Source organism: Acinetobacter sp. YH01003 (genome assembly GCF_013420525.1).
GTDB lineage: Bacteria > Pseudomonadota > Gammaproteobacteria > Pseudomonadales > Moraxellaceae > Acinetobacter > Acinetobacter towneri.
This window is the reverse complement of the sequence record NZ_VOXY01000001.1, coordinates 473,662-489,370: the sequence shown is the minus strand read 5'-3', so window position 1 is coordinate 489,370 and position 15,709 is coordinate 473,662. Positions and strand designations below refer to the sequence as shown.

At 43.3% G+C, this 15,709-nt stretch carries 12 protein-coding genes; 7 read left to right on the top strand and 5 right to left on the bottom strand.

Annotation, left to right across the window (positions count from 1 at the left end):
* The first annotated feature begins 30 nt into the window (after positions 1–30).
* From FTT70_RS02345 to FTT70_RS02320, 6 genes are all read left to right on the top strand, one after another.
* Complete coding sequence (locus FTT70_RS02345; protein WP_131261348.1) at positions 31–1,632, top strand: carboxyl transferase domain-containing protein; 1,602 nt, start codon at positions 31–33, stop codon at positions 1,630–1,632.
* Between the two features lie 11 nt (positions 1,633–1,643).
* A complete protein-coding gene (locus FTT70_RS02340) occupies positions 1,644–2,441 on the top strand; it encodes an enoyl-CoA hydratase/isomerase family protein (RefSeq protein ID WP_004971533.1) in 798 nt (265 codons plus the stop codon).
* A gap of 15 nt (positions 2,442–2,456) precedes the next feature.
* Positions 2,457–4,451 carry an acetyl/propionyl/methylcrotonyl-CoA carboxylase subunit alpha gene (locus tag FTT70_RS02335; RefSeq protein WP_167845930.1) on the top strand — a complete coding sequence of 665 codons (1,995 nt, stop codon included), beginning with the start codon at positions 2,457–2,459 and terminating at the stop codon, positions 4,449–4,451.
* Entirely contained in the window at positions 4,448–5,350 is a 903-nt protein-coding gene (locus tag FTT70_RS02330; RefSeq protein ID WP_178318497.1) for a hydroxymethylglutaryl-CoA lyase, read from the top strand. The genes FTT70_RS02335 and FTT70_RS02330 overlap by 4 nt, the downstream gene beginning before the upstream one ends.
* Positions 5,351–5,451: 101 nt before the next feature.
* Positions 5,452–6,156, top strand: a complete 705-nt coding sequence (locus FTT70_RS02325; RefSeq protein WP_179989329.1) for a CoA transferase subunit A — start codon at positions 5,452–5,454, stop codon at positions 6,154–6,156.
* Between the two features lie 3 nt (positions 6,157–6,159).
* Positions 6,160–6,798, top strand: coding sequence for a CoA transferase subunit B (locus tag FTT70_RS02320; RefSeq protein ID WP_178318495.1), 639 nt, complete (start codon positions 6,160–6,162; stop codon positions 6,796–6,798).
* A gap of 295 nt (positions 6,799–7,093) precedes the next feature.
* Here the strand turns inward: FTT70_RS02320 and FTT70_RS02315 are convergent, their stop codons facing one another.
* The 4 genes from FTT70_RS02315 to FTT70_RS02300 all read right to left on the bottom strand — a co-directional run bounded on the left by FTT70_RS02315 (position 7,094) and on the right by FTT70_RS02300 (position 11,785).
* Positions 7,094–8,578: an OmpA family protein gene (locus FTT70_RS02315; protein WP_180061954.1), complete on the bottom strand. Its 1,485-nt coding sequence runs from the start codon at positions 8,576–8,578 to the stop codon at positions 7,094–7,096.
* Positions 8,579–8,809: 231 nt separating this feature from the next.
* Positions 8,810–10,045, bottom strand: a complete 1,236-nt coding sequence (locus tag FTT70_RS02310) for a dihydroorotase (RefSeq protein ID WP_004971548.1) — start codon at positions 10,043–10,045, stop codon at positions 8,810–8,812.
* Between the two features lie 10 nt (positions 10,046–10,055).
* Entirely contained in the window at positions 10,056–11,072 is a 1,017-nt protein-coding gene (locus FTT70_RS02305; protein ID WP_004971550.1) for an aspartate carbamoyltransferase catalytic subunit, read from the bottom strand.
* A gap of 305 nt (positions 11,073–11,377) precedes the next feature.
* On the bottom strand, positions 11,378–11,785 hold the full coding sequence (locus FTT70_RS02300) for a hypothetical protein (RefSeq protein ID WP_180061953.1): 408 nt from the start codon (positions 11,783–11,785) through the stop codon (positions 11,378–11,380).
* Positions 11,786–12,112: 327 nt separating this feature from the next.
* On the opposite strand from FTT70_RS02300, the gene rlmKL reads away from it, so the two are divergent.
* A complete protein-coding gene (rlmKL, locus tag FTT70_RS02295) occupies positions 12,113–14,317 on the top strand; it encodes a bifunctional 23S rRNA (guanine(2069)-N(7))-methyltransferase RlmK/23S rRNA (guanine(2445)-N(2))-methyltransferase RlmL (protein WP_180168233.1) in 2,205 nt (734 codons plus the stop codon).
* 73 nt (positions 14,318–14,390) lie between these two features.
* Here rlmKL and FTT70_RS02290 read toward each other — a convergent pair whose 3' ends face one another.
* Positions 14,391–15,674: a DUF945 family protein gene (locus tag FTT70_RS02290; RefSeq protein WP_180168232.1), complete on the bottom strand. Its 1,284-nt coding sequence runs from the start codon at positions 15,672–15,674 to the stop codon at positions 14,391–14,393.
* Between the last annotated feature and the right edge of the window lie 35 nt (positions 15,675–15,709).

Here is a 15,709-nt window from a genome sequence, read left to right as displayed (position 1 = left end):
TAAATCACAAGAATAGACAAGGATGTTGGCATGAATCAATTACAGAGCAAAATTAATATTCGCAGCGACGAGTTTAAAAACAACCAAGCTGCGATGCAAAGCCTAGTCGATGACCTCAGAGAAAAAGTCCAAAAAATTGCTTTGGGTGGTGGCGAAACTGCACGCCAAAAACATTTAGACCGTGGCAAATTACTGCCACGTGAACGGATTGACCACCTGATCGATCCGGGTACTGCATTTATTGAAATTGGTCAGTTGGCCGCTTATCAGGTCTATCAGGATGATGTCCCTGCTGCGGGTGTAGTGGCGGGTGTCGGTCAAGTGAATGGCGTGACCTGCATGATCATTGCCAACGATGCCACAGTAAAAGGTGGAACGTACTATCCACTGACTGTGAAAAAGCATTTACGCGCACAGGAAATTGCCGAACAGAATCACCTGACTTGTATTTATTTGGTCGATTCTGGCGGTGCATATTTGCCGCTACAAGATGAAGTCTTTCCAGACCGTGATCATTTCGGACGCATTTTCTATAACCAAGCGCGTATGTCGAGCATGGGCATTGCCCAAATTGCCGTTGTGATGGGAAGTTGTACCGCAGGCGGTGCGTATGTCCCTGCCATGTCAGATGAAACCATCATTGTGCGTAATCAGGGGACAATTTTCTTGGGCGGCCCACCGCTGGTTAAAGCCGCAACAGGTGAAGTGGTTAGCAGCGAAGACTTGGGTGGTGGCGATGTACACACTCGCCTTTCAGGTGTAGCCGATCATTTGGCAGAAAATGATGAACATGCCTTGGCAATTGCCCGCAACATCGTTGCCAATTTAAATAAAAAGCCAAACCCGCAGCCTGAGCATATAGAAGCACCATTATTCGATGCCTCTGAACTGTATGGCATTGTTCCGACTGACGCGCGTAAACCGTTTGATGTACGTGAAGTGATTGCCCGTATTGTCGATGGTTCACGTTTTGATGAATTTAAAGCGCGCTTTGGCACCACATTAATTACAGGTTTTGCCAAACTATATGGTATGCCTGTCGGGATTATTGCCAACAACGGTATTTTATTTTCCGAGTCGGCACAAAAAGGCGCACACTTTATTGAACTATGCACCCAACGCAACATTCCCCTGTTATTTATTCAAAATATCACAGGCTTCATGGTTGGACGCCAATATGAAAATGAAGGCATTGCCAAAAATGGTGCCAAACTGGTGATGGCGGTTGCCACAGCCAATGTGCCTAAACTGACTTTGGTGATTGGCGGTTCTTTTGGTGCAGGTAACTACGGGATGTGTGGTCGTGCTTATTCACCACGTTTTATGTGGACATGGCCAAACTCACGTATTTCAGTGATGGGTGGCGAACAAGCATCGAGCGTATTGTCTACCTTAAAGCGTGATCAGATTGAAGCCAAAGGTGGTAGCTGGTCTGCAGAAGAAGAAGATCAGTTCAAACAGCCAATTCGTGAACAATACGAACGTCAGGGTCATCCATATTATGCGTCTGCACGCTTATGGGATGATGGTGTGATTGATCCAGCACAGTCGCGTGAAGTTTTGGCATTAAGTTTAGCCGCTGCCCTCAATGCACCCATCCAACCGACCAAATTTGGCGTGTTCCGCATGTAAGAGGTGACAAAATGGATTATCAGTTTTTACAGCTCGAACAGAACAACCAAGTGGCTACGGTTTGGATTAATCGTGCGGAATTGCATAACGCTTTCAATACAGAGGTGATTGAAGAATTACACGCCTGCTTTCAGGCACTGAATAGCCGTGATGATATTCGAGTGGTGATTTTGGCAGGACGCGGCAAAAGCTTTTCTGCAGGTGCAGATTTGAACTGGATGAAACAGGCAGGTCAAGCTTCTACAGCAGAAAATCAAGCCGATGCCCTAAAACTGGCAAAAATGCTGCAAAGTTTAGCGACGTTAAAACAACCGACTATTGCCCGTGTGCATGGTATTGCCTTTGGTGGTGGTATGGGTTTGGCAGCTGCCTGTGATATTTGCGTTGCCAGCACCGATGCCAAGTTTGCGACCTCTGAAGTACGTTTAGGTTTAGCACCATCTACCATTAGCCCTTACGTCATTCGTGCGATTGGCGCACGTCAGGCATCACGTTACTTTTTAACGGCAGAGCGTATTTCTGCAGAACAGGCACAGCAAATTGGTTTAGCGCATGAAGTCACTTCAGCCGAAGACTTAGACAGCAAAATTGATGAAATTGTGCAAGCCTTATTGCTTGGTGGCCCAGAAGCGCAACATGCTTCTAAACAACTGATTCAGATGGTTAATCATCAAGTTTTGACCGAAGATTTACTCCAACAAACTGCACAGCATATTGCACATGTTCGCCAAGGAACTGAGGCGAAAAATGGCTTAAATGCTTTTTTAAATAAACAAAGCCCGGCTTGGATCAAGACCACGGCAGAATAAAAGAAGGATCGCACGATGTTTGAAAAGATTTTAATTGCCAACCGTGGTGAAATTGCCTGCCGTGTAATTCGTACCGCAAAAAAACTTGGGATTGCGACTGTCGCGGTGTATTCAGATGCCGATGCGCAATCACAACACGTTAAACTGGCAGACGAAGCCATTTATATTGGTGAATCGCCTGCGGCACAAAGTTATTTGCAAGTTGAACGTATTATTCAGGCAGCCAAAAGCACAGGTGCACAAGCGATTCACCCGGGTTATGGTTTCTTATCTGAAAATGACCAATTCGCACTTGCCTGTAAAGACAACAATATTGTTTTTATTGGCCCGCCAGTTGAAGCCATTTTGGCGATGGGTCTAAAAGCAACCTCTAAAGCCTTGATGGAAAAAGCAGGTGTGCCACTAACTCCGGGCTACCACGGCAGCAATCAAGATGCGGCATTTTTAAAGCAACAAGCCGACAGCATTGGTTATCCTGTGCTCATTAAAGCCAGTGCAGGCGGTGGCGGTAAAGGCATGCGTTTAGTAGAACGCAGTGAAGACTTTCTCAGCTCACTCGCTTCATGTAAAAGTGAAGCACGTTCTAGCTTTGGTAATGAAGATGTGCTGATTGAACGCTATGTGATTCAACCACGTCATATTGAAGTACAGGTTTTTGGCGATACTCACGGCAACTACGTGCATTTGTTTGAACGTGATTGCTCGGTACAACGTCGCCACCAAAAAGTGCTTGAAGAAGCACCTGCACCAAAAATGCCAGAAGATAAACTCGAAACTATGCGCCAAGCCGCAATTGATGCCGCACGTGCTGTAAATTACGTGGGCGCAGGTACGGTAGAGTTTATTGTCGAGCAAGACGGTACTGCTTATTTCATGGAAATGAATACCCGCTTGCAGGTCGAACACCCCGTCACAGAAATGATTACAGGGCAAGACTTGGTTGAGTGGCAATTGCGAGTTGCTTTTGGTGAGCCATTGCCAAAACAGCAACATGAATTGCAAATTCATGGTCATGCCCTTGAAGCGCGTGTGTATGCCGAAGAACCAGAAAAAGGCTTTATTCCTGCCATTGGTCAAATCAGCTATCTGCATTATCCAGAGCAAAATGATGCCGTACGTGTCGATAGCGGGATTGTCGAAGGTGATGAAATCAGCACCTACTACGACCCAATGATTGCCAAACTGATTGTTTGGGGTAAAAACCGTGAAGCAGCATTAACGCAAATGCACCATGCTTTAGGTCAGTTCCACGTCGATGGTTTAGGCAACAACATTGCATTCTTGGATCGTTTGGTGCTGTGTGATTCCTTTAAACATGCCAATTTGGATACAGGGCTTATTCAACGTGAGGAAGCATTTTTACTTAACGCAAAACCTGAAGTCGCTACAGAAACTGTCGTTGCAGCTGCGTTAATTGATGTACTTTCTCGTATTCAAAACAACAAAGCGGCAAACAACGCGGTTTGGCAAAAAGACCACTTCTGGCGCTTAAATCAGCAAAGCGCCCACACAGTGCAATTACAGTGCAATGACCAAACACTCAAAATCCAGTTAAAACCATGCACTTCTGGTTTTGAGGCTCACTACAATGGGCAAACGCTGAGCGTTCAAGGCGAGCTTTTGGATGCACATCGTCTACAGGTTTGTATCAATGGTCAGCAACAAAAAATAGCATTTAACCAACATGCGCAAGGCATCACCCTGTTCCAAAACGGTCAGCGTCATGTGTTTAGCTATGTACAAGCAAACTTTAACAGCGATGATCAACAAGACAATGCCAACAATCTGACTGCACCAATGCCGGGTGTAATCACCCAAGTTTTGGTGGCAGCCAATGCCCGTGTGAAAAAAGATGATGTACTGATGACACTGGAAGCCATGAAAATTGAATATTCAATTCGTGCGCCTTTCGATGGCATTGTGGCAAGTTCGTACTTCCAAGCGGGCGATCAGGTCAAAGCAGGCGATGAACTGGTTGAATTTGAAGCCTTGACGGAGGAAGTTGCATGACTGAATTTGTCAAAATTGTAGAGGTTGGCCCACGAGATGGTCTGCAAAATGAGAAAACGCCACTCACTTTGGCAGACCGTAAAAACCTGATTTTGGATTTAATGCAAACAGGTTTAAGCAGCATTGAGGTCGGTTCTTGCGTATCGGCCAAATGGGTACCGCAAATGGCAGACAGCGATGTGCTGTTTGCCAGCCTGCCACAAAACCCAAACATTCAATTCAGTTTACTGACCCCAAACTCAAAAGGTTTTGAGTCGGCTTTGGCGGTGGGTTGCAAAGAAGTTGCCGTGTTTACCGCCGCTTCTGAAAGCTTTACCCGAAAAAATATCAACTGTTCAATTGAAGAAAGTTTGGAAAAATTTAGCGATGTCATGCGTCAAGCCAAAGCGCACAACATTCGCGTGCGTGGTTATGTATCTTGTATGGTGGACTGTCCTTATGAAGGCGCAATTGACCCGAAACAAGTCGCAAAAGTCACACAGCAATTATTGGACATGGGCTGCTATGAAGTGTCTTTGGGTGAAACCATTGGTACAGCAACCCCTGACCGTGTGCAAAAAGTCTGGGATGCATGTTTGGCAGAGGTCGATGCCAAAGTTTTAGCAGGTCATTTTCACAATACTTACGGCATGGCGATTGCCAATATTTATCAATCGCTCTTACAAGGCATTCGTGTATTTGATTCATCCATTGCTGGTTTGGGTGGCTGTCCGTATGCCAAAGGTGCATCGGGCAATGTGTCTACCGAAGACTTGTACTATTTACTGTCCAAGATGGGTTTTGAAACAGGTGTGCGGTTAGAGCCGCTGATGACAGCTAGTCGTAACATCAGCAATGTCTTACAGCGCAATAATCCATCTCACTATGCCAATGCCTACTGGCAAAAGGTTTGTGCTTAAAACCCATTTCATCCTCAATAACTTTGGAACATAAGCGACAAGGATGACAACAACACAACATGGCAAGTGAATGCCGTGCAGAGAATAAATAGAGGTGACAAATGTCCAATAAAGTATATGACAGCGCACAAGCTGCATTAAATGGCGTGGTTCAAGATGGGCATACCTTGGCGGTGGGCGGTTTTGGTTTATGCGGTATTCCTGAAGCCTTGATTGCTGCGTTAAAAGATACAGGCGTCAAACAACTGACTTGTATTTCTAATAACGCTGGCGTCGATGGTTTTGGTTTAGGCTTATTGCTTGAAACCAAACAAATCAAAAAAATGATTTCATCTTATGTCGGCGAAAATAAAGAATTTGAACGCCAGTTTTTAAGCGGTGAATTGGAAGTTGAACTCACCCCGCAAGGCACACTGGCAGAAAAATTACGCGCAGGCGGTGCGGGTATTCCTGCATTTTTCACCCCAACAGGTGTAGGCACTGTTATTGCCGAAGGAAAAGAAGTCCGTGAATTTAATGGCAAAGATTATATTTTAGAAGAATCTTTGACCGCAGATGTCGCTTTGGTCAAAGCCTACAAAGCAGATAAAGCGGGCAATCTTGTTTTCCGTAAAACAGCACAAAACTTTAATCCTGTCTGTGCCATGGCAGGCAAAATCACCATTGCCGAAGTTGAACAGATTGTTGAAATTGGCGATTTAGACCCAGACGAAATCCACTTACCCGGTATTTATGTGAACCGCATTGTCCTCAATGCAAACCCAGAAAAACGGATTGAACAAATGACTTTAAAGGCGGAGGCTTAAGACATGGCTTGGACGCGTAATCAAATGGCGCAGCGCGCTGCACAAGAATTAGAAGATGGTTTTTATGTCAATCTAGGCATTGGCTTACCCACACTGGTCGCCAATTATATTCCTGAACATATCAATGTTTGGTTGCAGTCTGAAAATGGCTTACTTGGCATTGGTGAATTTCCGACTGCCGACACTGTAGATGCCGACCTGATCAATGCAGGCAAACAAACTGTGACTGCACGTAAAGGTGCGGCATTTTTCTCCAGCGCAGATTCCTTTGCCATGATTCGTGGCGGGCATGTCAATATCGCCATTTTAGGGGCAATGGAAGTTTCTGAACAAGGCGATCTTGCCAATTGGATGATTCCCGGCAAGAAAGTTAAAGGCATGGGCGGTGCAATGGATTTGGTCGCAGGCGTACAAAAAGTTGTGGTGTTGATGGAACATTGTGCCAAAGATGGTACACCTAAAATTGTATCGCAGTGCAGTTTACCACTTACGGGTAAAGCAGTGGTGCATCGTATCATTACCGACTTAGGCGTGCTTGATATTACTCCACAAGGCGTAAAGTTGATTGAACTTGCACCCGATGTCAGTTTTGATGAAATTCAAAAAGTCACAGGTGTTGCCTTGCAAAAAGTCGCAGCTTGATGAATTTATCTCAAGTTAACTCCCCCTCTCCTTTGCAAGTTTTGATGCACTGCTTTAAAACCTAATACAAGGGAGAGGGTTTGTTTTGACTTTCATACTTTCCCACTCAACTTATTCAATCTACTCAACAAATCACTAATTTATAAAACTATTCCTCAAACCAAAGAGCATCCAAAAATTACTTTCAATTTCGATATTTGCACGATACTTCGGCACTGATCTGCAATAAAAAAAGCCTTCACTTTGCAAAGTGAAGGCTCAATACAAGTTTAATCTTACAAGAAAATAAACCTGTTTAAGATTGAGGCGTCTTTTGCTCTACCACGCCTGCATCTTCCACACTACGCACTGTGCCTGTATCTACATTCAAGACTTCAAACTCAATACGGCGGTTTTTAAATTGACCTTCTGGCGTTGCATTTGCCGCAATCGGCTGCTCTGAACCAAAACCAATGGCTTGCAATTGACCCGGATTTACACCACGTGATACTAAATAATCGACCACTGCTTGCGCACGTTGTTGTGACAAAGTTTTGTTGGCATTGGCATCACCTACGGCATCGGTATGCCCTTTCACGGTTAATTGCACTTGTGGCGCGCGCTGCATCAATACCGCAGCCTGATCTAAAATAGACTTATTGGCTGCTGGAATTTCAGTCGATGCAGAATCAAAATTAATGATTTGCATATTGAGTGCCGTCGCAATATCCAAAGCTTGAATATTGTCAGGATTAATTGCAGCCAAAGCCTGCTCGGCATTGCTAATACTGCTGGTTACAGCCTGATTCACATCGGTTACTGTAGTTTCTGCAGGTTGCTGAGTCACTACAGTCATGTTTTTAGCCAATGGACGAATTTGACTGGCTAAACGCTCTGCATCGGCAGGGTTCGCGGCTTGAATAGACAGTTGATTACCCACCCAGTTTAAATTGACATTCGGTACACCTTTCAGCATTTTTAAAACGCTTGGAATCACGTCCTGATCAATAAATTCCGAATGATAGTTGGCAAAATTTTCTGCACCACAACCTGTTGGATGATTGAAAATTTGCTTCACTTCATTCTGCAGAATTTCCATATAGCTTGGATTATTCAGCAAAATTTGACAGGTCACCAAATTACCATCACTGCCTGTACTGACTTGCAACATTGCAGCCTGATTTGCTGCCACTTGGGTCTGTGTGGTTGCAGGCGCTTGGTTGCGGTCACTACATGCACGGAATAAAAATGCCAATAAACCAATTAAAATAATTAAAGCTAAAATTGGCAATAACCACGAACGGCGTTCTTCTACTGGCTCAGTCACAATGACTTCAGGTGCTTGATGTACGGTTTGGCCCGCAGCATTATTTACCCCCAAAGCAGCCAATAATGCTGTTGCCCACTGCGGTAAAGCCGCCTGAATTGAATCTAAATTGTTTTGCAGTAAATGCTGAATTGCAACTGGGTCAGATGAACCTGCCTGATTTTCCAAAAAGTTTAAACTTGGTGCAATTGAACGATTCAGGGTGTTTTCAATTTCGGTTTGCGGTGCTGTGCCGCTGACCAAATCTAAAAACTGCTGTTTTAAAGATAGATTTGAACCAAATACATCGCCCACACGTGGATTCAGTTGTCGCAGCAGATTGTCAATCAGTTCAGGTCGTGAATTTAAAATAGACAATAAAATGGGATAAAAACTATTTAATGCCTGATTTTTTTCAAGCAAATGCTGGGTTTCCCCTTCCAATACAATGGATGACACACTTTGTTTGAGCAAGTCTATAAAATCTGTTTGCATATATATGCCCTCTTTTTTGTCTTTGTTTTCAAGTTGTTTTTTAGTGTATATGCTTAAAATTTAAACAAATGTAATAAATTGTGGTGTTTTGATTTTGTTGTGAAATTCGAGTCAACGGAATGTAGAGTCTCTTCTTCGATTTTCTATTTGGGGATTGTTAAAATTCAATAAAAAAGCCAGCCGAAGCTGACTTTTATTTAAACTTGAAAATAAAATATCAATCAGAGCATATTAAGCAGTAAAGACGCGTACTGCTTTGCCTTTTACAACTTGATTAATCAAAGGCGTATTTTTGCCTTGTGACACAATCGTTTCTTTGTTCAGTGTCCATTCCACTTCTGGATCAACCAAGACCCAACCCGCTTCCTGTTCCCAACGACTTTGCATTTTTGCCACACGCGCAGGTGCAAGTGTCACTTTTTCTACCCATTCCAATGGACTGAACAGACCTTCCTGAATCAGTTGAATCCCAAATGGAATATAAGTATCAAATGCAGTAAAACCTGACAAAGTATCTGCAAATGGTGCCATTTTTGCAGAGCTATTTAACGGCTCATGATGAGTACAAATCGCATCAATCACACCATCTTTTACACCTTGACGCAGTAATGCTTTGTCTTGCTCTGAGCGCAGTGGCGGACGTACATGCGCTAACGAGTTAAAACCATCAATAATTTGATCGGTTAAATGCAGTTGATGCATCGCAACATCACAAGTGACAGGTAAACCTTTGGCTTTAGCTTGTTGAATCAATTCAACTGATGCACCACAAGACAATAAGCCAAAATGCGCACGTACACCTGTGGCTTCAATCATCAGCAAATATTTGGCAATCGCTACGGTTTCTGCCAAAGTTGGAATCATAGGCAAGCCCTGACGCGATGCAATAAAACCTTCATGCACACAGCCATCTTTAGCAATTTGCGGTTCTTCGGCATAGAACACCACGGTCATGTCCAAACCTGCAGCATATTCCAGTGTGCGAATCACGACATCATCATCTTCAAAAGGTGCATTGGCATTGGACACTGCACTACAGCCGCCTTTTTTCAGTCCCGCCATATTGGCAGGCTGCTTGCCGTTTAAACCTTGAGTTTGTGCACCAATCACTTCTAAATAAATGCCACCATCCAACATGGCTTTTTCGACCAAACCATGAATGAGTGCACCGTTGTCTTGCACGATTGGTTTAGAATCGGGTGGCGTAAATAAGTGCAGAATTCCGTTTTCACGTGCGGCCTTGCCTTCAGATTTGAGCGTGCCATGTTGTTGCTGACCAGGTTCACGTAAACGTGCGCATAAATCGACCATAGTTGGCATGAGCCATTGACCTTGGGCATCTATGCTTTCGCTAATATCTGCACTTTCTGCAACCAACTTGCCATTTTCAAGATATACCGTTTGTACGCGGTCAATTTGCTGGATTGGGTCAAGCACACGTACATTTTCAATTTTTACAATCGCCATGACTTTTTCCTTATACCGCAATCGCGTCAATCAAACCTTGTTCTTGCAATTGACCTTGCATCGCCAAGGCCAATACCGCCATACGTACCGCAATACCGTTGGTTACTTGATTTAAAATCACCGATTGAGGCCCATCGGCAATGCTTGAATCAATTTCGACACCACGGTTCATTGGACCAGGATGCATCACAATACAGTTTGGTTTTGCAAGCGCCAAACGCTCTTTGTTTAAACCGTACATTTTGTAGAATTCGGCTTGTGAGGCAAGTGCTGGCGAATCAATACGTTCATTTTGAATACGCAGGGTGATAATCACGTCGCAATCTTTAATGCCTTCTTCCATTTTGTTAAATAAACGCACGCCTGCGCCATATTCATCAAAACCGTAGGGCAACAAGGTGTTCGGTGCAATCACGCGAATGTCTTTACAGCCCAGTGTTTGCAAGGCAGCCACATCGGAACGCGCCACGCGTGAATGTTTGATATCACCAATAATCGCAACACTTAATTCTTCATAAGGTCGTTGGGTTTCACGGCGAATGGTCAGCATATCCAACATCGCTTGCGTTGGATGTGCATGACGGCCATCACCCGCATTAATAATGGCAACCTTTGGGCAAACCGTTTTAGCAATAAAATGTGCTGCACCTGAAGATGAATGACGCACCACAAAAATGTCAGCAGCCATCGCCTCTAAGTTCCACAAAGTGTCACGCAAAGTTTCACCTTTAGAGGTACTTGAACGGGCAATATCAATATTGAGTACATTGGCAGAAAGACGCTTGGCTGCGGCTTCAAATGTGGTGCGGGTACGAGTAGAGTTTTCGAAGAACAAATTCATCACCGTGCGCCCTTCGAGCAAATTATTGGTGATCAGTTGGTTTTGTTCATTGAAAAAGGACTGTGCTGTGTCCAGAATTTGGGTGAGGGTTTCTTTGGAAAGACCTTCGATGGTTAAAAAGTGTTTTAAATGCCCATCTTTATTCAATTGAATCTGGCTCGGAGTATGCAATGCCGCCAAATGCATGAGAGATTCCTTATACGTTAAGTTAACGCATTATACAGAAATTGATTTGGCAAAGCAGTGTAACTTGGCATGATTTAGTCAAAAGAAACTTATGATTTTAAAAATTAAGTCATGCAGACTCATCTACACTTTCTTTCATGCTTAATACTCTACAAAGCGATGTGAAAGGATGGCATTTATATTTAACTGCTCTGCTAGCCAATCATCTTGATATGAGCTTGATGAACATCTGGTGGGTCAATCTTCGCCTACAACTGCCTACGCAACCTTCAGGCTATGTAGGCATAGTCTGTACAATTCACCGTTTAACGCAGTGCCCCTATATAATGATGGGACACCTGCGCCCGATAAATTTCTTCAGCTGTAGGTTCAGTCAAGTCATCTATATTTTCTATATTTTCTATATTTTCTATATTTTCTACTGCATCTAATTGCTGCGCTTCAGTCTGTGGCGACGTTATTTCTGCATCAGCATCCATTAAGTTAGCCAATATACTGTTTAAGCGCAGCGCATAACGGCACAATTCCTCATCGTGTGTAGCGAGCGCCAATTGCAGCACAGCACGTGCATAGTCTGAATTTTCAACCAGATACATGACATCAATCACACGTCCACTGACCCGTCTTAATCGCGTATAAATTAAAGTGGCAACTGAAAAAATCTCGTTATTTGCTGTTAAAGCCTGTGCCGTGTTTAAAGTAGCCGTGGTCATTTAAATATTCCCCTTATCGCTTCATTGTTGTTTTGCAGTGTTTGATGCTCATCTGCAAAATGTTCACCATCACAACAATGTATGAGCAAAATACATACCAATCATGTGAATATTCAGGTTTTTATTTTTCCGCAATACAATCACTCAAAATTTTTTAGAGATGTCATTACATCCTCATTGCCTTTTTAGAAAAAAACAGTAAAAAATGCCCTGAAGCTCTTCAAACCTAGACCTTTAAAATTCTGCACGATTCACGCTAAATCACTAAGTTTTCTAGCACAAAATACGGTAAAATAGCCGATTGCTGAATTGCTTTTGGAAATTTTCATGAATTCGAAACCCCGTCTTTCTACATATTGGGTCACCTGTGCAGATGGACTTGAAACCTTATTGCAAGAAGAAATGCAAGGTTTAGGTATTCAAAATATCGAACGTTTACCGGGTCGTTTAATTTTCAAAGGCACACTCGAAAATGCCTATCGTGTCTGCATGTGGTCACGTTTAGCCTCACGTGTCCTTACACCAATTCACACACACGAAATTGAATTTAGTCACGACGCGCGCGATGTAGCCGAAGAGCTTTATGAAGGTGCGCTGAGCTTTGACTGGTCACTGATTTTTGCGCCACAAAGTACTTTTGCAGTGCGTTTGCATATAGAGCGTGACATTAAAGTGAACAGCCAATTTGCGACCTTGCGCGTTAAAGATGGTGTGGTCGATTCATTTATGGATGCAGTGGGCAAACGTCCAAGCATTGACATCAAACAGCCTGAAATTACCTTATACGTGTTGGCAGGTAAAAAAGAACATACATACTGCCTAGATTTATCTGGCGATTCACTGCATAAACGCGGCTATCGTCGTTTTATGACCGATGCCCCAATTAAAGAAAACCTTGCCGCAGCGATTCTGCAAAAAGGTCAATTACAGCAAATTCAACCCGACATTATTTTAGACCCAATGTGTGGTTCGGGTACGTTTATTATTGAAGCATTGATGATGCTGACTGACCGTGCACCGGGTTTGGTACGTCGTTTCGGTTTTAACGGTTGGCAAGGTCACGACCATGAATTATGGATGAGCATTAAAGCAGAAGCGGCTGAACGCCATCAAACTGCATTACAACAACCATTGCCAAAATTTTATGCTTTCGATGCCGACTGGGAAGCAGTCAAAGCCACCAAGCAAAATATTATTGCAGCAGGTTTTGAAAGTCTGCTCGATCAGATTCAAATTGAAGAACGTACTTTGGCTGACTGGCCCGACTTTCAAGCCGAAGGTAAAAAGGCCTTTATTGTAACCAACCCACCTTATGGTGAGCGTTTGGGCGATAAAGCCTCGAACCGTGCCTTATATTTGGGTCTGTCTGCCCTCTTGCAAAAGCATTTCCCAAATCAAAAAGCAGCCGTCATTGCAGCCCAAGTTGAACAAGCCGATGTGTTGGCTTTCAATGACCCGCAAATTTTACGTTTGATGAACGGTAAACTGCCAATTTATGTCCGTTTTGGTACGATCAAACCTGCAACATTCGCACGCCCATTCTTAGCAGATTGGCAACCGCAACAGTTTGAACCCATTGAAGGCGCAGAAGATTTCACCAACCGTTTGCAAAAAAACATGCAAAGCCTGAAAAAATGGGCGGTGAAAGAAAATGTGCATTGTCTGCGTTTATACGATGCCGACTTACCTGACTTTAATGTCGCAGTCGATTTATACGGCGACCGTTTGCACGTGCAAGAATATGCACCGCCGAAAAAAATTGATCCTGAAAAAGCCAAAAAGCGTTTTAACCTTGCCTTACAAGCCATTCGCGCTGTCACAGGTTTAGGGCGCGATGCGGTATTTATTAAAACCCGTGCCCGTCAGGAAGGTAAAAACCAGTACACCAAACAAAGTACCGTCTCGAAGCGTTTTATTGTGCAAGAAGGTCAGGCTAAAATTTTGGTTAACCTCACCGACTACCTAGATACAGGCTTGTTCCTTGACCATCGTCAAATGCGTTTACGTATTGCCAAAGAAGCACGTGGCAAGCACTTCCTGAATTTATACAGTTATACCTCAACTGCAAGTTTACATGCCGCGCTTGGCGGTGCAGCAAGTACCACCAGCGTCGATTTATCCAATACTTATTTGAATTGGTCTAAAGAAAACTTTGTATTGAATGGTTTAACGGTAGACCATGCCGATGAACAACATCAATTCTTTGCCAGTGATTGTTTTGAATGGCTCAAAGAAGGTCATGAACAATATGATCTGATCTTTATTGACCCACCAACTTTCTCAAACTCTAAAAAGTTCTACGGAACATTTGACGTACAACGCGACCACGTTTCTTTAATTAAGCGTGCCATGAACCGCTTAACCACAGGCGGAACGCTGTACTTCTCCAACAACTACCGTGGTTTTGAAATGGATGAAGAAATTGAAGCCATGTTTGATGTGCAGGAAATTAGCCATGAAACCATTGGGCAAGATTTCAAACGCAACACCAAAATCCACCGTGCTTGGAAAATTCAGCACCCGCCTGTTTAAATAAACGATATGGCAATACAACAAAGCCTGTTCATTTGAACAGGCTTTGTTTTATCGTAGATCAGTATCTAGATTATTGACCAGTTAAAAACTTCTTTTCACCATATTGATAATGCATCGACAGTTTAAATTCATCACCATCACGTTGAATTTGCTGATTGCTTTGCATCGCACTGAGTATCTGTTCCAACTCTTGATCAGACATGCTTTTACCTGCAGCATTCATATAATTATTCATAATGGTTTTGACCACTTGCTTGTTAAAACTCACATCGGTTTGCACTTCTAGCAAACTTGGGAACATTTTCGCTAAGCCTTCTACAGTGGTTTGATGCCCTGGCATCACTTTACCAACCAAATCTGCCCGAATACTGCCTGTGCCTAATTTCAACTGATTCTTCTTGGATTCGAACTGAAAGCCCTCATTAATCACAGCCAACAAGGCTTGTTGAACTTCTTTCTCAAAGTTTTCCGCTTCTAGGCATGAGTTGTTTTGTTTTTGCACAATATCAAGAAACGTCTGCATTTTACTGCGCTGCAAGTTTTTAACATCCCAATTCACTTGCAGGTCTTGCATGGCAGGCACATTATTTAAACCTAACTCGGCAATTTTAAATTTCGATTGAATATCTACCGTGCGCTCATGCAGTTGAGTATCCATACGCCAACTGAAGTCTTTCATTTTTCCTGAACCCACTGCTTTTGGGTCTTGACGCTGCATTTCTGCAATACTGAATTGGAAATAGCCCGGCTCTAAAGACTGCGCATTCAAAGCCTGATTGGTTTTAAACTGCATGCCTTTTACTTGAAGATGCCCAAATTGATCCCGTACCGTTAATTGAGGCACATCAAAACTCATATTTACAATTTTCTGCTGCCCTTGACTTTGTTTCGCCTGAAACTCAATCTGCATAGGAGAAAATTTAGCTTCAAGTCCTGCTTCTTTTTTCTCTATAGCAGGTATGCTCAATTTCGTGGTCGATACGCCCAACCAATTCACTTGCGTTGACACATTTAAAGGCTGCTGAAAGAACTCGGAAAATTGTCCCTGCCCTTGTTCCAGATTCATTTTAGAATCAATTTGGTAACCTTTCCATGTCCGCTGAATTTGATCTTGTCCGTGAAACACCAGTTTTTCTTTAGCATTACATGGGTCTGCAATAATGGTCATTTTCCATTTGGCAGTACCCGTTAAAGTCCCCATGTCGTAGTCTGTATATTGCACACTAACATTGGGTACAGGATTTAAATTTTGTTGATAATGCTCACGCAGGCTCTTATCTGCATATAAGTTTCCCGCAGTGACAGCTCCTGCCAACACTGCAACCCCCATTCCACCCCATACTATTTTTGACATAGATTCTGCTCAGAATTTATCTATTCTTATTGAAC

What these genes read in the sequence shown, in the direction of transcription:
- FTT70_RS02345 (WP_131261348.1), top strand. Translation starts at nt 31, where the DNA reads ATGAATCAATTACAGAGCAAAATTAATATTCGCAGCGACGAGTTTAAA.
- FTT70_RS02340 (WP_004971533.1), top strand. Translation starts at nt 1,644, where the DNA reads ATGGATTATCAGTTTTTACAGCTCGAACAGAACAACCAAGTGGCTACG.
- FTT70_RS02335 (WP_167845930.1), top strand. Translation starts at nt 2,457, where the DNA reads ATGTTTGAAAAGATTTTAATTGCCAACCGTGGTGAAATTGCCTGCCGT.
- FTT70_RS02330 (WP_178318497.1), top strand. Translation starts at nt 4,448, where the DNA reads ATGACTGAATTTGTCAAAATTGTAGAGGTTGGCCCACGAGATGGTCTG.
- FTT70_RS02325 (WP_179989329.1), top strand. Translation starts at nt 5,452, where the DNA reads ATGTCCAATAAAGTATATGACAGCGCACAAGCTGCATTAAATGGCGTG.
- FTT70_RS02320 (WP_178318495.1), top strand. Translation starts at nt 6,160, where the DNA reads ATGGCTTGGACGCGTAATCAAATGGCGCAGCGCGCTGCACAAGAATTA.
- FTT70_RS02315 (WP_180061954.1), bottom strand. Translation starts at nt 8,578, where the DNA reads ATGCAAACAGATTTTATAGACTTGCTCAAACAAAGTGTGTCATCCATT.
- FTT70_RS02310 (WP_004971548.1), bottom strand. Translation starts at nt 10,045, where the DNA reads ATGGCGATTGTAAAAATTGAAAATGTACGTGTGCTTGACCCAATCCAG.
- FTT70_RS02305 (WP_004971550.1), bottom strand. Translation starts at nt 11,072, where the DNA reads ATGCATTTGGCGGCATTGCATACTCCGAGCCAGATTCAATTGAATAAA.
- FTT70_RS02300 (WP_180061953.1), bottom strand. Translation starts at nt 11,785, where the DNA reads ATGACCACGGCTACTTTAAACACGGCACAGGCTTTAACAGCAAATAAC.
- rlmKL (WP_180168233.1), top strand. Translation starts at nt 12,113, where the DNA reads ATGAATTCGAAACCCCGTCTTTCTACATATTGGGTCACCTGTGCAGAT.
- FTT70_RS02290 (WP_180168232.1), bottom strand. Translation starts at nt 15,674, where the DNA reads ATGTCAAAAATAGTATGGGGTGGAATGGGGGTTGCAGTGTTGGCAGGA.